The organism is Caulobacter sp. BK020, assembly GCF_004342605.1.
Classification (GTDB): domain Bacteria; phylum Pseudomonadota; class Alphaproteobacteria; order Caulobacterales; family Caulobacteraceae; genus Caulobacter.
Genome location: NZ_SLZL01000006.1, coordinates 115,517 through 130,379, shown reverse-complemented (window position 1 = coordinate 130,379; position 14,863 = coordinate 115,517). Strand labels below are relative to the sequence as shown.

Genomic DNA, 14,863 nt, shown 5'->3' with positions numbered 1-14,863 from the left:
GCCCACCATGACCGCGTCACGGTGGGCCTACGGAGTTTGCATTTAAGGCGCCCGAGGGACAGTTGCTCATGGCCAGTCGAACCGACCAGATCGCCGCCAGGCAGGCGCGGCGCGATCAAATCGTTCAGTCGGCCCGCGATTGCATCGCCGGGTCGGGCATCTACGGGGCTACGATGGCCGACATCGCCCGTGGGCGGAGGCTGGGCGTGGGGCAGGGGATCATGTGGTCGCGCAGGTAGCTGACGGCGGCCAGCTTCCGCCCACTGAGCGTGGCGTCGCAGACGCCCGAGACGCCGTCCGAGGCGGTGATCTGCGCTAGTCGCGCCGCCCGTTTTCGGCTGTTGGGCAGCCGTCAGGATAATCGAGGAAATTGTCCCGACGGCCTTGCCCAAGGGCGGGCCTTGGCAGCGAGGTCATGGCAAAGCCTCAGGGACGGGGGGCGACGTCGACGGCGGAGACCATCGCCTTGCCGGTCTTGCCCTTGAACGACAGCGTCAGTCCCGGGGCCGAGACCTCGACCGGGAAGCTTCGGGTCACGATGGCATGCTCGCCGGTGGCGAGGCTGGCGACGTCGAGATTGGACAAGACCGCCTTGTCGCCGACCAGTACGTCGAAGGTTCGCTCGCCCTTGCCGTAGATCGGCTCGACGAAGGTGAGGGTGACGGTATAGCGGCCCGGCGCGGCTGGGATCTGGTAGCTGAAGTCGCCTTCGCGGAAGGTGCGGGCCGTCGACCAGCCCGAAATTCCGGCCGGCGCGGGACCGCTGACGGTCTTGGCCGCGCCGCCGGCGAAGAAGGCGTCGGAGCCATGACGCGGCGACGCGTCGATCGGCGCCAGGATCGCCCCGCTATCGATGGTGAACCGATCTTTGGCCTGGGGAGCCAGGCGCCAGGTCAGGCGGTCCTCGGTCGCGCCTTGGCTGAACTGGCCCTTGCCGACCAGGGTATTGTCGCCGACAGCGAGGCGCACGTCCTTCCAGACGCAGATCTTCTGCGGGCAGTCGGCGAGGGCGCCCAGCGACCGGCCGTTGACGACCAGTTCGGTCGAAGGCGCGTTGCTGTAGACCTTGACGTCCGTCACCGGATAGGCCCGGTCGACATAGCGGCGGCCGGCGATGTGGACCGAAGGACCGGCGCTCCAGTTGGCCTTGTAGAAGTAGAACGCGTCCTTCTTGACCTGGCGGTCGTAGGTGACGAGGCCCTTGGTGTTTATGCTCTCGGCGTCGCCTTCGTGGCGATCACCGGTGGCGAAGTCGAAGCTGTTCCACAGCCAGGTGGCGAAGAGATAGGGGCGGGCGCTCAGGATCGCCCAGTTCTTCTCGTGGACGTAGGCTTGGTATTCCTCGGGCTGGATCCGGCCAAAGGACTCGAACGGTCCACCCAGCGGGTCGTCGGTGTGCTGGCTGATGGCGCCGCCGGCGCCATACTCGCTGACCGAAAGCGGCTTGTCCGGGCGCTTCTTGCGAAGGGCGTCCAGCGCCGGACCCAAGGGATCGGACGGCGTATAGTACCAGCCGAAATAGCGGTTGGCCCCACTGACGTCCGAAATCGCGGCCACTTCCGGCGCGTTCGGCTGCAGGCCCTCGCAGCACGTGGCCTGGGTGGTCGGACGGGTCGGATCCTCGCTCTTGGCCAGGGCCTGGAGTTCCTTGAGGAACGGGATCGGGTCGCGCTGGACGATCTTGGCCGCGCCCATGAACGAGGGCGGGGTGCCGCGCAGATCCACCTCGTTGGCGATGCCCCAGACCGCGACCGAGGCGTGGTTGGAATTTTGACGGATCAATTCCCGGAGCTGCTGCTTGGCGTCGGCGACCAGGCCAGGCGTCGGCTCGACCTGGTCGGCCGCCAGGGTCATGACGCTGACGAACGGGATCTCATCCCACAGGATCAGGCCATACCTGTCGGCCAGGTCGTGAATGGCCTGGCCGTGCTGGTAGTGGGTCAGGCGGATGGTGTTTGCGCCCATTTCGCGGATGATCGCCATGTCCTGCGCGACATCGGCGTCGCTGATCGCCCAGCCCTTGCCTTCGTGGTCCTGGTGCAGGCCCACACCGTGCAGCGCCAGATGCTCACCGTTCAGAAACAAGCCCTTTTCGGGGTCGATCCTGATTTCGCGCACGCCATAGGCTTGATCGACGCTGTCGATCAGGACGCCCTTGGCGTCTCGGAGTTCGGCGCGCAGGCGGTAGAGGTAAGGGTCTTTGACGCCCTGCCAGAGGTGGGCCCTAGAAAGCGCCAGGTCCTGCGACACTTCGGTCGCCGCGCCAGCCTTGAGGTTCACCGGGCTCTTGGCTTCGGCGGCGATTCCCCCGGCCGCGTCGACCAACTGGGTAACCAGCGTCAAGCGCGCGGCGCGGGTCGCGTCATTGCGCAGCCGGGCGCGTACGGCGACTTTGGCGCCGCCGTCCCTGATCTCGGTGGTTCGCGCATAGACGCCAGGACCGCCGAAATCGAGCATGTCGAAGTGGGCCTTGTCGGTCGCAACCAGAGTGACGGAGCGGTACAGGCCGCCGTGGACGAAGAAGTCCCCACCCAACGGCAGAATGTCGGCGGTCGGTCCGCCCGCGGCCGGGCGCGTGGCGTCGACCTTGACGACCAGACTATTGGCTTGGCCGGGCTTAATGGCCTTGCTGGCGTCGAGACGGAAACGCGAAAAGCCGCCGGCATGATCGCCAAGGTGGACGCCGTTCAGCCAGACGGACGCCTTGCGGCTCGCGGCGTCGAACTGAAGCCAGGCGGCCTTGTCCTTGAACGATGCGGGTGGGGTGAAGGTCAGGCGATACCAACCCACGCCCTGCGTGGTGTTGAGGTTGTCGCGGCTGTTCACATGGGGGCCAGACGCGGTGTAGTAGCCCGCGCGGTTCCAGGTGTGCGGGACGCTCACAGGCGCCCAGGCCCCATCGTCGAATCCAGGGACCTCGGCGCCGGAGACCGTGTCGCCTTGCACGAAACGCCAGCCGTCCGTCAGCGGCACGGTCTGCCGTTCGGCGGCGGAGGACAGGCTCGTCGTTCCGGCCAGCGCCAGAGCCAGAGTGGCCGCGGTCGCGCCCAGCTTGATTGTCATGACGTATCCGCCCCGTATTTTTGCGTTTGGCGGTGACTATCAGCGCCGCAGCGGCGAAGTCAATAATTGAACGGAAATGGACGATAACTTGCGCGCTGGCGTCGGGCTCGGCGGCGCTCTTTGGGGTCTTGGCTGGCCGCTCTACGGTAAAATTGTCGTAAAATCCGTATCTCTTCAGCGATTTCGCAAAATCATAATAAATGACTCTTTCGTTCGATTTATTGTTGCCTTCGTCGGCGATCGCGGCATCATGAGCCGCAAGACCCCAGAGAAGAGGCCGAACATGGGACGCACTCGGACTGCTCTACACGCCAGTTTGGCACTCGTTTTGATGGCGGGCGGTGGCGTCGGCGGAGCCCTGGCCGCGCCGAGTGGCGATGCGCCGTCGGCCAAGGCGTTTTCGACCTCGACCATTGGCGAAATTCTCGACAATCCCGCCGCCAAGGCGGTTGTCGATCGACGCCTGCCCAAGGTGTTCGCCAATCCTCAGATTAAGATGGCCCGGCCCCTGACCCTCAAGGCCTTGCAGCGCTTCGCCAAGGATGGCGTCAGCGACGCGGCGCTGGTCGCCATCGACAAGGACTTCGCCGCCTTGGCGAAGAAGTAGTTCGGGCGGCGCTCGAGAGGGCGTCGTCCGGGCATGTCGTGCGGGTTCTATAGCGCGCGAACGCCTCCTCCTCGCCGGAGCCGAATGGCGGCCGGACGGGGCGCTCGAACTGAGCGCCCCGGCCCTTTTTCATTCTCAGACCAGGTGCTGCCGATGCAAAGCTTCCCCTCCAGATTCGACGGCAAGACGGTGATCGTCACGGGCGCGGGTTCAGGCATCGGACGCGCGGTGGCCGAGCGCCTCGCAACGGAGGGCGCCCGTGTGGTTGCCACCGATATCGCTCCAGAACGCCTGAACGACGTGAGCCTTGGCGACGGGGGTGTGCGCGTCGCGGGCGACATCACGCAGACTTCGGTCCTTGAGGCGGTCTTTGCCGCGTGCGAGGGCAAACTCGATGGCTTGGCCAATGTCGCCGGGATCATGGACGGCTTTCTGCCGATCGCCGAGGTCGATGACGAGACCTGGGACCGCGTGCTGGCGATCAATCTCACGGCGGTGATGCGATGCACGCGGGCGGCCGTGCGTCTAATGGAGCCGGCCGGCGTCGGCGCGATTGTTCAGGTTGCGTCCGAGGCCGGTCTGCGTGGCTCCGCTGGTGGAGTGTCCTATACCGCCGCCAAGCACGCGGTGATCGGCTTGACGCGCAGCGCCGCCTTCTCGACGAAGGGAACGGGTGTCCGTGTGAACGTCGTGGCGCCAGGCGGGGTCATCACCGGCATCGACGCGACGCCGCGATCCGAGAAGGGTTTTCAGGCGGTGATGAACATCATGATGGCGGCCGCGCCTGGTCTGGCGGACGCCGACGACATCGCCGCGGCTATCACCTGGCTGCTGAGCGATGAAGCCAAGAATGTCAGTGGGGCCGTGCTGGCGTCCGACGGCGGCTGGTCGTCGATCTAGTTCAAAAGAGCGTGTAAAATGCATCGCTGCTGACTTGCCTGCTTGCCACCGCGGCCCTCACCGTGAGCGGACAGGCGTTGGCTCAGCCGGAGCGCCTTGGCTGGACGCTCGCAAGACGGCGGACCAGCGTGCTGGCCTGCTGCTGTCGCGCTTAAGCCAAGCCGAGAAGATCACGCTGATTCAAGGGGAGGACTTCGGCGCGACGGCTGGCAAGTTAGCTGATCTCACCGAGTACGGGTTGCTGATCCTTCTGGAGGCGGACTCTCCGCTGGGGATTACGAATCTCAACCGAAAAGTGGCCGGCGTCATCATGCCGCCGGCGATCGCGACCGCCGCGAGTTGGAACACCGACCTTGCCCGGCGGCGCAGCCGGGCGCTGGCCGAGGGTGCGCGAGGCCCTGGAGGCCCAGCACAAGGGCGCGGTAGTCGTCGAGCTTAGCTCCGACCAGGACACTGCCGCGCGGGCCGCCGCAGCCACCGATGTCGCCATCGTCAGCGTTCGTCTCGCCGAATACGAGGGCGGTGACCTCAAGTCGCTGGCATTGCCTTCGGCTGTCGACGCGCTGGTCCGGGCCATGGCGACCGAGCAAGGGCGAGCTGTTGTCCGTTCGCCTAATCAGCCGGCTGGGCGTGAGGGCGGCGCGTCCTTCTGTCGATAGATCGGGCGGTCCATCCCAGCTCGCGGGCGATCGCGTTGGCGGTTTCCGTCACGGGGCGGACCAACTGAGCCATCCGATTATCGTCAAGGTACTGCGGGAGGCTCGAGATGCTGATCGCGGCCACGATCCGGCCGCCGGAATCTCGGACTGGCGCGGCCACGCAGCGTACGCGATCCTCATTTTCCTCGATATCGAACGCCGCGCCAAGGTCGCGGAACTCACGCATCCGCTCGATCCAGGCGATTTGAGCGTTCTCGTCGCACGGCGCGTCTAGATCGGCCTCGTAGGCCCTGCGCCAACCGTTTTCCGCATCGTCTAGGAGCAGGGCGCGGCCCAACGCGGTGGTCGCCATGGGGCGCAGTTCACCGACGACCGAGCGAACCGTCATGCGGCGGGCGCCGCGGATCTGGTCCATATACCGCACGCGGTCCCGGTCTCGGATCGCCAAGTTGACCGCGTCGAGGTGGTCTCGGGCAAGGGCTTCGAGATGCGGTCGGGCGAGAGCTGTCAAGGGGCGCTGAAGACGCGCGGTCTCCGCCAGAACCAAGAGCTTCGGGCCAAGCTGATAGCCGTAGGGCGTATTCCGCACGAGGTCGCGATCGACCAGGGCGGCTGTTAGCCGATGCGCCGTGCTGCGCGTCAACTTCATGCTCTCGCCGATCTCGCGCAGGCCTATCGGCCCGCCGCACGCGACAAGATCGAGAATGTCGAGACCGCGCTGCAGGGTTTGACTCGCTCGCAAGGCATCTCCGGATGGAGCGGGCTCAAGGTCTGGATAATCATCCGCTGCGTTCAGTGACGGAAGATCTGCCTGGCCTTTTACTGGAGCGGGTGGGGCTTCGGTTGTAATGCTAATATTGTTCGTATTTTCAAAGGGCAAGTCGAACCTCCCACGTTACGGACTCGCGCATGCGCGCCCATTTCACCGTGAATCAGCCAACTGGACCGATCCGGATTTGACGCTTGCGTCGCTTTTATCGTACTCAATCGTGCAAATAACAATTGGTTTCGCGACGACGGCTTGCGCGCAGTTGTGAATTTGGCCTCGGGAGGGCGATAAAGTGATTTCTAAAATCGAACGATCAGATTCATTTCAAGCCGATCGCACGGAAGCTCAATCGGCGAACAGCTATCGCGGTCCCCTAGCTTACGCGATCAGCTGCTTCTTCTTTTGGGGCTTGGCCTACGGGCTCCTCGACGTGCTCAACAAGCATTTCCAGGACACCCTTCATGTCGGGAAGGCGGAGTCGGCCTGGCTGCAGATCGCCTATTTCGGCGCATACCTTCTTATGAGCCTCCCGGCCGGCGCGGTCATGCAGGCGCGCGGATACAAGTTTGGGATCGTCAGCGGCCTTGTGGTCACCGCCCTCGGCGCATTCCTCTTCGTGCCGTCAGCGCAGGTCGCCAACTTTCAGGCCTTCGTGGTCTCGATGTTCGTGCTGGCCACCGGCTTGTGCTTCCTGGAGACGGCGGCGGACACCTATGTCAATGTGCTGGGGCGTCCCGACGATGCCGCACGGCGATTGAACCTCGCTCAGTCGTTCAACGGTCTCGGCGTGTTAGCCGGGCCGCTGATCGGGGGCTCCCTGTTCTTCAGCGATGCGACCATGCGCGCGCTGGGCGGCGAGCATCGGTCTGTTCAAGTGACCTATGCTGTGATCGGGGTCTTGGTCCTCCTATTCGCCGCCGTCTTGGCTCGAGCGAACCTGCCTGAAGTTCGGGACGCGGACCACGGTCCGGCCAGTGATGGTGAAGCCAAGCCTTTGGGCCAGCAGCGGCACTTCGTCTTCGGCGTGGCGACCCAGGTGCTCTACATCGGCGCCCAGGTCGGGATCGGCGCCTACTTCATCAATCTTGTCACAGAAACCTGGCCAGGGCTCTCGACCCAGAAGGGCGCCTTCCTGCTCTCGGCAGCAATGCTCGCCTATCTGGTCGGCAGATTCTTGGGCACGGCGCTGATGTCCAAGGTCGCGCCGCGAACATTGTTGCTTTGCTACGCGGTCATCAACGCTGGCCTGACCCTCGTTGTCGCCGCAGGTATCCCGAAGATCTCGGCGCTCGCTCTGGTCGCCGTGTTCTTCTTTATGTCCATCATGTTCGCTACGATCTTCACGCTGGGCGTACGCGACCTCGGCGCCTCGACAAAACAAGGGGCGGCGATGATGGTCATGGCCATCGGGGGCGGGGTGTTGCTGCCCTGGCCGATGGGCAAGATCGCCGAGCTCTATGGCACGCCCGTTGCCTTCCTGCTGCCCGCGGCATGCTTCGTCGTCGTCGGACTGTATGCGTGGAAGGGAGCCGGAACGTCGGTCGAAGCGCGTCGATGACCTTGCCAACTCGTCGTTCCGGCGTCGACGCAGGGTAGGGCTATCGCGCGGGCCTCGGTTGTCCCTTGTCTCGCCGGGAAAGTCGCCGGAGCAATAGCGTGCTTGTAGCGGTCTTCTTTGTCTGCCACCGGCCGCCCTGGCCTTGAACACGCAAGCTAGGGCAGGGGGCCAATCAGCTCATCGGCGAGTTTAGCCATTCGTGCCGACCGGCACGAATGGGCGCAGGCGACTTATCGGCAGCCAAGCGAAGGGGCCTGGCGCGAAGTCGCCCCGATGCGTCACTTCGATTATCGAGAGGCCCTTAGAGGTTGTCGTTGGCCACGCGAAAACGGTCTTTCGCGGACGACGCTGAACCAACCTCCGGCCCAGTGAAACTGACCCCCTAACGGCGCACCCGGCGTGCGGGATCGGTGGAAGAACGATGCGCAAAGCAATTGCCGAAGGGGGAAGGGGCCTTGCGGCTTTCGCGCGAACGGCGGCGCCGTCCAGGCCCCATTCGGGGATTTCGCCTGCATGATCCTGTTCGCCCATTCCTTCTTCCTCGCCCAGGACGCCAAGCAGCGCGAGAAGATGAAACCCTACGCGCCGTTGTCGACCTTGCTGGCCGCGGCATTGGTTCGGCGCGCGGGACGCGAGGTGGTCCTGTTCGACGCGACCTTCGAGGCGGGGCCGCAGGCCTTCATCGTCGCGCTGGAGCGGCTGCGACCTTCAGGCGTGGTCCTCATGGAGGACAACTTCAACTTCCTGACCAAGATGTGCACCGCCGTTCGCCGCGAGAGCGCTCTTGCCATGGTTCGCGCGGCGCGGGCTCGCGGTTGCCGGGTCGCGGTCAACGGGCCCGACGCGGCCGACCATCCCGAGCTATACCTTGAGGCTGGCGCGCAGGTCGTCGTCCTCGGCGAAGGCGAGGAGGCCGTGGCCGAGACCGTGGCGTGCTGGGAGCGGGGAGAGGATCCGGACGCCGTCGCTGGCCTGGTCCTGCTCGGCGAGGACGGACGGACGCAAAGAACCGCACCCCGGCGCGCGATGCAGAACCTCGACCGCTTGCCGCCGCCCGCCTGGGACCTGGTCGACGTCGCCGCCTATCGCACGGCCTGGACGCGGGCGCATGGCCGCTTTTCGTGGAACATCGCGACCTCGCGCGGGTGCCCCTACGCCTGTAACTGGTGCGCCAAGCCGACCTTCGGGCGGCGCTATACGGTGCGCTCGCCTGGCGACGTGGTCCGCGAGATGGCGCGGCTGAAGGCTGAGATCGCGCCGGACCACCTGTGGTTCACCGATGACATCCTGGGGCTGGACGTCGACTGGATCTGCGACTTCGCCGACGGCGTAGTGGCGGCGGGAGCGGCGATCCCGTTCTCGATGCAGTCTCGGGTCAATCTGATGACCGAGCGGGCGGTGGCGGCCCTGGCCGCCGCTGGTGCGCGCGAGGTGTGGCTGGGCGTCGAAACTGGCTCGCAGAAAATCCTGGACGCCATGGATAAGGCCGCCACGATCGAGGCGGCGCGGACCGCGACCAGGGTTCTCAAGGCGCACGGCGTCAAGGCCTGCTGGTTCATCCAACTGGGCTATCCGGGCGAGACCTGGGAAGACCTGCTGGCGACGCGCGACCTCATACGCCAGGAGGGGCCGCAGGAGGTCGGCGTCTCGGTGGCCTATCCGCTGCCGGGAACGACCTTCCACGACCGGGTCGCCGCCCAGCTGGGCGGCCAGCGCAACTGGAAGGACACCGGCGACCTGGCGATGCTGTTCCAGGGAACCTATGACTCTGCCTTCTATCGCAAGGTGCGCGACGTGCTGCATCGGGAGGTGGACACCGGGCGCTGGGACGATGCGGCCTGGACGGTGCTGGAGGCGCAGGCCGTTCTTCACCGCTCGCCGGCGCCCTCGACCTTGGCGGTCGAGGCATGAGCTTGGCGGGGACCCCGGACATCCCCGCGCCGGCGCGGGCCTTCGACGCCATGGCCGAGGGGTTCGACGGACGCTTCGGGTCTTGGCTCAGCGTCGCCGCCCAGCGCCGCGTCGTGCGCGCGGCCCTGGCCAAGGCGTTCCCCAGCGGCGCGCGGCTGCTGGAAGTCGGCGGCGGCACCGGCGAGGACGCGATCTGGTTGCTTGAGCGCGGGCGGCGAGTGCTGCTGACGGACGCCTCGCCTTCGATGGTGCGGGTGGCCAGCGCCAAGTTCGCGGGACGCTTCGGGGCGGAGGCCAGGGTCGCGGCGGCGGAGGCGTTGGAGAGGCTGGCGGACCAGCCCGCGTTCGACGGCGCCTATTCCAATTTCGCGGCGCTCAACTGCGTCTCGGACCTGTCGGTGTTCGGGCGCGGTCTGGCGGGCCTGTTGCGGCCCGGTGCGCCGGCCTTGCTGGTGGTGTTCGGAACCTGCTGCCCAGGCGAATGGCTGGTCGAGGGCCTGAGGCGACGGTCTGGCGCCATGTTCCGCCGCTTCGCCCGGGGCGATGTCCCCGCGCGGCTGAACAAGCAGGACTTCACCGTTCGCTACCACCGTTCGACCGACATCGCCCGCGCGCTCGCGCCCTGGTTCCGGCTCCAAGGTCGCCAAGGGGTCGGCGTCTTCGTACCGCCCAGCGCCGCAGAGCCGTGGATCTCGCGCCACCCGAGCCTGCTGGCCAGTCTGGAGGCGATCGACAGCGTCGTCTCCCGGCCGTTGGCGGGGCTCGGCGACCACGTCCTGTATCGTTTCGTACGCACCGAGGCGGAGGTCGACCGATGAGCGTCGATCTTACCGGTTTCGCCGCCGAATATGCCCGCCACCGGGCCGCCGAGGGCCGCGGCCATGCGGGCGACGAGCTGATGGCTCTCCCTTACCTGAGAACAGGTCCTCTGGTCCGGCAGTGGGGCGTACGGGTTCGCAGCTTCGAGGCGCTGATGCGCGACGTCGTCCAGCCTTTGACGGCGCGACAAGGGCGGCCGCTGGTCGTGCTGGACCTGGGTGCGGGAAATGGCTGGCTGAGCTGGCGCCTGGTCCGGGAAGGACATTCGGCGATCGCCCTGGACATCCGCGAGGATGACGTCGACGGCCTGGGCGCGGCCCACGCCCTGGCGGCGCGCTCGGCGGGACGGATGCGTCTTTGCCCCGGATCGTTCGACGCCATTCCCCTGGCGTCGGCCAGCGTCGACCTGGCGGTGTTCAACGCCGCGCTCCACTACGCCCTGGACCTTTCGACCGTGCTGGCCGAGGCCGCGCGGGTCGTCAGGCCCGGCGGGCGCCTGGCGATCGTCGACAGCCCGTTCTATGCGCGCGAGGCCGACGGCCTGGCCATGGTCGCCGAGAAGAAGGCGGGGGCGGCCCAGCGCTTCGGCGATGGCGCTTCGGTGCTGCTGGCGCCGCCGTTCATCGAGTTCCTGACGCAGGAACGCTTGGCGTTGGCCTCGGCCTTGGCCTGGCGTCGGAACCGCGTGCTCTATCCACTCTGGTACGAGGCTCGCCCGCTGGTCGCGCGCTTGCAGGGCCGACGACCGCCGTCGCGCTTCGATGTCTGGGTGAGCGTCCGGCCGTGATCCTGCTGGTCAATCCTCAAGCCACCAGGCCCGCAAACCGCCGCTTTCCGCTGTCGGTGATGGCGGTCGGCGCCGCCTTGCCGCCGCACGTCACCTGGGAAATCGTCGACGGCAACCTGCCCGACATCGACGTCCTGGGCGAGATCCACGGCCATGTCGCGCGTCAGGCCAAGGTGGCGGATCCAGTCACGGTCATCGCCTTGAGCGTCATGCCAGGGCCGCAGCTGGTCAGCGCCGTGCCGCTGTCCAAGGCCTTGAAGCGCCGCTACCCGAACATCCCGATCGTCTGGGGCGGCAATTTCGGCAGTCTCTATCCCGAACCGGTGCTGAACGCGCCCTATGTCGACTGGCTGGTGCGCGGTCAGGGCGAGCAGACCTTCGTCGAGCTGCTGGAGGTGCTGGCCGGCGAGCGAGATCCCAAGACGGTGGCCGGACTCTGCTTCCGCCAGGCCGACGGCTCGCACTGGAAGGCGCCGGAACGGGCCTGGCTGGGTCCCAATGACCTGCCCGCGCCGCCCTATCACAAGATCGACGTCGAGCAGTATCTGCGCCCGACCTTCCTGGGTCGGCGGACGGGCGTCTACCAGGCCTCGATAGGCTGTCCGTACGGCTGCAATTTTTGCGGCGTCATCTCGGTGTACGGCCGACGCGAGAAGGTCGAGACTCCGGCGCGGGCGGCCGAGCGCCTGAGCTATCTGGTCCGCAACCACGGCATGGACTCGCTCCACTTCTACGACAACAACTTCTTCCTCAACGAGCAGCACGCCCGGGCGATCGCCGAGGCGCTCAAGCCGCTGGGCGTGCGCTGGTGGTGCGAGGCGCGGGTCGACGCGCTGGAACGCTTCTCGGACGACACCTGGCGCGCCTTGCGGGCGGCCGGCCTGACCATGGTGTTCTGCGGCGCCGAGTCCGGATCGAACGAGGTGCTGGCCAAGATGAACAAGGGCACCACGACCGACCAGATCCTGAAGGCGGCGGCCAAGACCCGCGAGCACGGTATCATCCCGGAGTTCTCGTTCGTCTTCGGCGACCCCGACGAGCCCGAGAGCGAGATCGAGAACACCCTGGCCTTCATCCGCCAGCTGAAGACCGTCAATCCGGCCATGGAGCTGATCAGCTACTTCTACACGCCCACCCCCCAGCGCAAGGGCACCTATGGCGGGGTCGACGCCCTGGCGGGCACCCCCGACACGCTGGAGGAGTGGATCGAACCTCAGTGGGTCGCCTGGATGACCCACGCTGATCCGGACCTGCCCTGGATGGAGCGGCGGCTGAAGGCGCGGGTCGAGGACTTCGAACTGGTGCTCAAGAGCCGTTTTCCGTCGGTGCACGACAAGCGCACCCGCAAATGGGGCAAGGTGCTGGGCAGCCTGGCCGCCCGCCGGCGCTGGGCCAGGGCGGACTATGACAACCCGCGACTGCTGCGCCTGATCCGCAAGTGGGCGCGCATCGTTCCGGACGATAGCCAGGCCTACGGCCACCTGCGGCCCGAGAGCCTGGAGACCGACGCGCCCTGGCCGCCCGCGGAGGCGTCGACGGCGGCGGCGCCGTCAGCGGCTGACGCGGCCCCGGACCAGGCGCCACGCGCGCTTCTCGTAGATTGACCACAGGGTCCGCCACGAGCCGACGCGCGGCGCGATGTCCGCCGCCAGCTGCTCGGCGCGCTGGCGCCAGCCGTCGCTCCACATGAAGTGCTCGGCGATCGAGGTGCGGTCGATCCGCTGGGCCGTGGCCGGGGTCAGGCGGCGGACGATACGCAGCACGCCGCGTGGGGCGGCGTGAGCGCAGCGCTCCAGCACGGCCTCTGGCACGGTTCCGGGGATCAGGTCCTCGCACAGCCTGAGAGCGGGGTAGGCGAAGCCCAGCAGGCCGGTCCGTTGGCCCAGGGCCAGGAAGGCCTCCCACGACAGTCGCCCCTCGACGGTGTCCCGGCGGATCACCAGGTGCAGTTCGACCAGGCGCAGCAGGGTCAGGTTCTGCAGTCCCGCTCCGGCGTGGATCGCCAGGTGGAACAGCAGGAGCGGCTGGTCCAGGGCGACCGCAGCGGGATTGCAGGCCCAGCGACGGCGGCTGTCCATCGGCGCTCCGAGGTCCAGGCGCGCCAGGAGGGCGCCTGTGCTGACGCGCAGGTCCAGCGCGCTATGCAGGTCGATCGACCAGGGATCGTCGCCATGGGTCAGGGTCAGGGAGCGGGGGGCGCGCGGGACGTCGCGCCGCCGCCAACTACTTTCCCGCTCGCCTCGGCTGGCCTCCGCGAAGCCTTCCGCGCGCAGCACCGCCTCGGCGGTCTGGACGTGCTCGGCCCGGACCAGCAGGTCGATGTCGGAGGCCGGGCGAACGCCGGGATCGGGGAAATAGGCGCGGGCCGTGTCGGCGCCCTTCAGCACCGCCGTCGGGACGCCTCGCCGCGCGAGCTGCTCGACCAGGGCGATGGCGGCGGCCTCAAGGCGAGCGGCCCGGATCTGGTTATGGCGCAGATGCAGGTCCAGCACCGGGCCGACGGTGGGAGACGGGCGCAGGGCGCCCGTCCGCGCCCACCAGCCCAGCAATGGGCCCAGGCCCGAGGTGTAGCCGGCCAGGCCGATGGCCGTCGGATCACCGTCCAGGCGCGGCGGATCGTCCGCGCCGGACAGGGCGTCCGGAACGACGCGCGCGATCTGCTGCAGGGCCTCGCGCCAGGCCTCGACCGAGATTTCGGGCCACAGCCAGGCCGGACGTCCCTGCCGCTTCGCCCACTGGAAACGTCGAGCGACTTCCGCTTCGGAAATATCCTGCGCGCGAAGGTCCGTTTTTGATAGTAGTTGTTCTTGTGAATTATTCATACAATTATGCGATATGAAGTAGAGTTTGATATTGAAATTTGTTCAGATTTAGGTCTATTTAGAGAAATGATGTCGGAAAGACTTAGCGAAAATTTGCGGTTCAACTTCCTGGGGCTTTCGGTCGACTTCACGTCGAGCGAGGCCGTGCTGTTGGAGACTGTCGGCCGAGCGTATGCCGATTGGCGCGACGAGACGCGCGGCGCGGCCAGGATCGAGATCCAGCTCACGCTGGGCGAGGTCGAGGCGGGTGCGGAGGATATCCAGGTCAAGGGTTCGCGTCTGACGCTGCGCGGCGACGACGGGGCGGGCGAGGCCGAGGCCGCCACAGGCAAAGCCTGGGCGGTGGTCGCGCCGCGCCTGCTGGAGGATCCGGCCGCCCTGGCGGCGCGGGTGACCGACACCTTGCTACTGTTCCTGCTGTCGCGATCGGAGCGGACGCCGCTGCACGCGGCGGGGATCATGCTGGGCGACACCGCCGTGGCCCTGGCCGGACCCAGCGGCTCGGGCAAGAGCACCCTGGCCCTGGCGGCGATGCAGCGTGGCCTTCCCATTCTGTCCGACGACACCCTGTACATCCAGCTGCGGCCCAGCCTGAAGGTCTGGGGCTTCCGCAGGCCCCTGCATGTGTTTCCGAAGGACGCGCCGAGGTTCACCCAAGGCACGCGCTTGCGGGGCGGCAAGCTGAAGGCGGTGGCGCCCTTGCCGCTGGAAGCGTTCGCGCCCGTCGCCGAGCGGGCCGTCGTGGTGCTGCTGGAACGTGGCGAGATCCTGGCCCTGACCCGGCTGGACGCCGAGGCGACGGCGGCTGGTCTGTCGCGGCTGGAGCCCGGCTTCGACCTCATGCCTCAAGAGTCGGCCCTGGCCGCCCGGGTCCTGGCGGCGGGCGGCGGCTGGCGTCTGACCCTGTCGCGCGATCCCGGCGCGGCCATCGACTTCCTGCGCGAACGCTTGGCGGCGGAGGCCTGACG

Annotated in this window: 12 protein-coding genes; 9 read left to right on the top strand and 3 right to left on the bottom strand. The window is 67.1% G+C overall.

From position 1 onward, the window contains the following. The first annotated feature begins 68 nt into the window (after positions 1 to 68). Positions 69 to 239 carry a hypothetical protein gene (locus EV278_RS23965; RefSeq protein WP_165916586.1) on the top strand — a complete coding sequence of 57 codons (171 nt, stop codon included), beginning with the start codon at positions 69 to 71 and terminating at the stop codon, positions 237 to 239. 187 nt (positions 240 to 426) lie between these two features. Here the strand turns inward: EV278_RS23965 and EV278_RS09425 are convergent, their stop codons facing one another. Beyond that, the gene (locus EV278_RS09425; protein ID WP_132089866.1) at positions 427 to 3,063 is read right to left on the bottom strand and encodes a glycoside hydrolase family 2 TIM barrel-domain containing protein; all 2,637 of its coding nucleotides are present in this window, start codon (positions 3,061 to 3,063) and stop codon (positions 427 to 429) included. Between the two features lie 76 nt (positions 3,064 to 3,139). On the opposite strand from EV278_RS09425, the gene EV278_RS24350 reads away from it, so the two are divergent. Both EV278_RS24350 and EV278_RS09415 read left to right on the top strand, forming a co-directional pair. After that, positions 3,140 to 3,670, top strand: a complete 531-nt coding sequence (locus tag EV278_RS24350) for a hypothetical protein (RefSeq protein ID WP_243692140.1) — start codon at positions 3,140 to 3,142, stop codon at positions 3,668 to 3,670. A 153-nt stretch (positions 3,671 to 3,823) separates the two neighbouring features. Beyond that, on the top strand, positions 3,824 to 4,570 hold the full coding sequence (locus EV278_RS09415; RefSeq protein WP_132089862.1) for an SDR family oxidoreductase: 747 nt from the start codon (positions 3,824 to 3,826) through the stop codon (positions 4,568 to 4,570). Positions 4,571 to 5,182: 612 nt separating this feature from the next. Here EV278_RS09415 and EV278_RS09405 read toward each other — a convergent pair. Next, on the bottom strand, positions 5,183 to 5,971 hold the full coding sequence (locus tag EV278_RS09405) for an IclR family transcriptional regulator (RefSeq protein ID WP_243692139.1): 789 nt from the start codon (positions 5,969 to 5,971) through the stop codon (positions 5,183 to 5,185). Positions 5,972 to 6,290: 319 nt separating this feature from the next. On the opposite strand from EV278_RS09405, the gene EV278_RS09400 reads away from it, so the two are divergent. The 5 genes from EV278_RS09400 (at position 6,291) to EV278_RS09380 (ending at position 12,677) form a co-directional block, all read left to right on the top strand. Continuing rightward, a complete protein-coding gene (locus tag EV278_RS09400; RefSeq protein ID WP_243692138.1) occupies positions 6,291 to 7,556 on the top strand; it encodes a sugar MFS transporter in 1,266 nt (421 codons plus the stop codon). A 513-nt stretch (positions 7,557 to 8,069) separates the two neighbouring features. Beyond that, positions 8,070 to 9,467 (top strand): radical SAM protein, encoded by a 1,398-nt coding sequence (locus EV278_RS09395; RefSeq protein WP_132089859.1) that lies wholly within the window; start codon positions 8,070 to 8,072, stop codon positions 9,465 to 9,467. Beyond that, positions 9,464 to 10,285, top strand: coding sequence for a methyltransferase domain-containing protein (locus tag EV278_RS09390; RefSeq protein WP_132089856.1), 822 nt, complete (start codon positions 9,464 to 9,466; stop codon positions 10,283 to 10,285). Before EV278_RS09395 ends, EV278_RS09390 begins: the two co-directional genes overlap by 4 nt. Beyond that, the gene (locus EV278_RS09385; protein ID WP_132089853.1) at positions 10,282 to 11,073 is read left to right on the top strand and encodes a class I SAM-dependent methyltransferase; all 792 of its coding nucleotides are present in this window, start codon (positions 10,282 to 10,284) and stop codon (positions 11,071 to 11,073) included. Before EV278_RS09390 ends, EV278_RS09385 begins: the two co-directional genes overlap by 4 nt. Further along, positions 11,070 to 12,677 (top strand): radical SAM protein, encoded by a 1,608-nt coding sequence (locus EV278_RS09380; RefSeq protein ID WP_132089850.1) that lies wholly within the window; start codon positions 11,070 to 11,072, stop codon positions 12,675 to 12,677. Before EV278_RS09385 ends, EV278_RS09380 begins: the two co-directional genes overlap by 4 nt. Here EV278_RS09380 and EV278_RS09375 read toward each other — a convergent pair. Beyond that, positions 12,624 to 13,895, bottom strand: a complete 1,272-nt coding sequence (locus EV278_RS09375) for a nucleotidyltransferase family protein (RefSeq protein ID WP_132089848.1) — start codon at positions 13,893 to 13,895, stop codon at positions 12,624 to 12,626. The genes EV278_RS09380 and EV278_RS09375 overlap by 54 nt on opposite strands. A 93-nt stretch (positions 13,896 to 13,988) precedes the next feature. Between EV278_RS09375 and EV278_RS09370 the strand changes: the two genes are divergently transcribed. Beyond that, positions 13,989 to 14,861, top strand: coding sequence for a hypothetical protein (locus EV278_RS09370; protein ID WP_165916585.1), 873 nt, complete (start codon positions 13,989 to 13,991; stop codon positions 14,859 to 14,861). Positions 14,862 to 14,863: the final 2 nt, after the last annotated feature.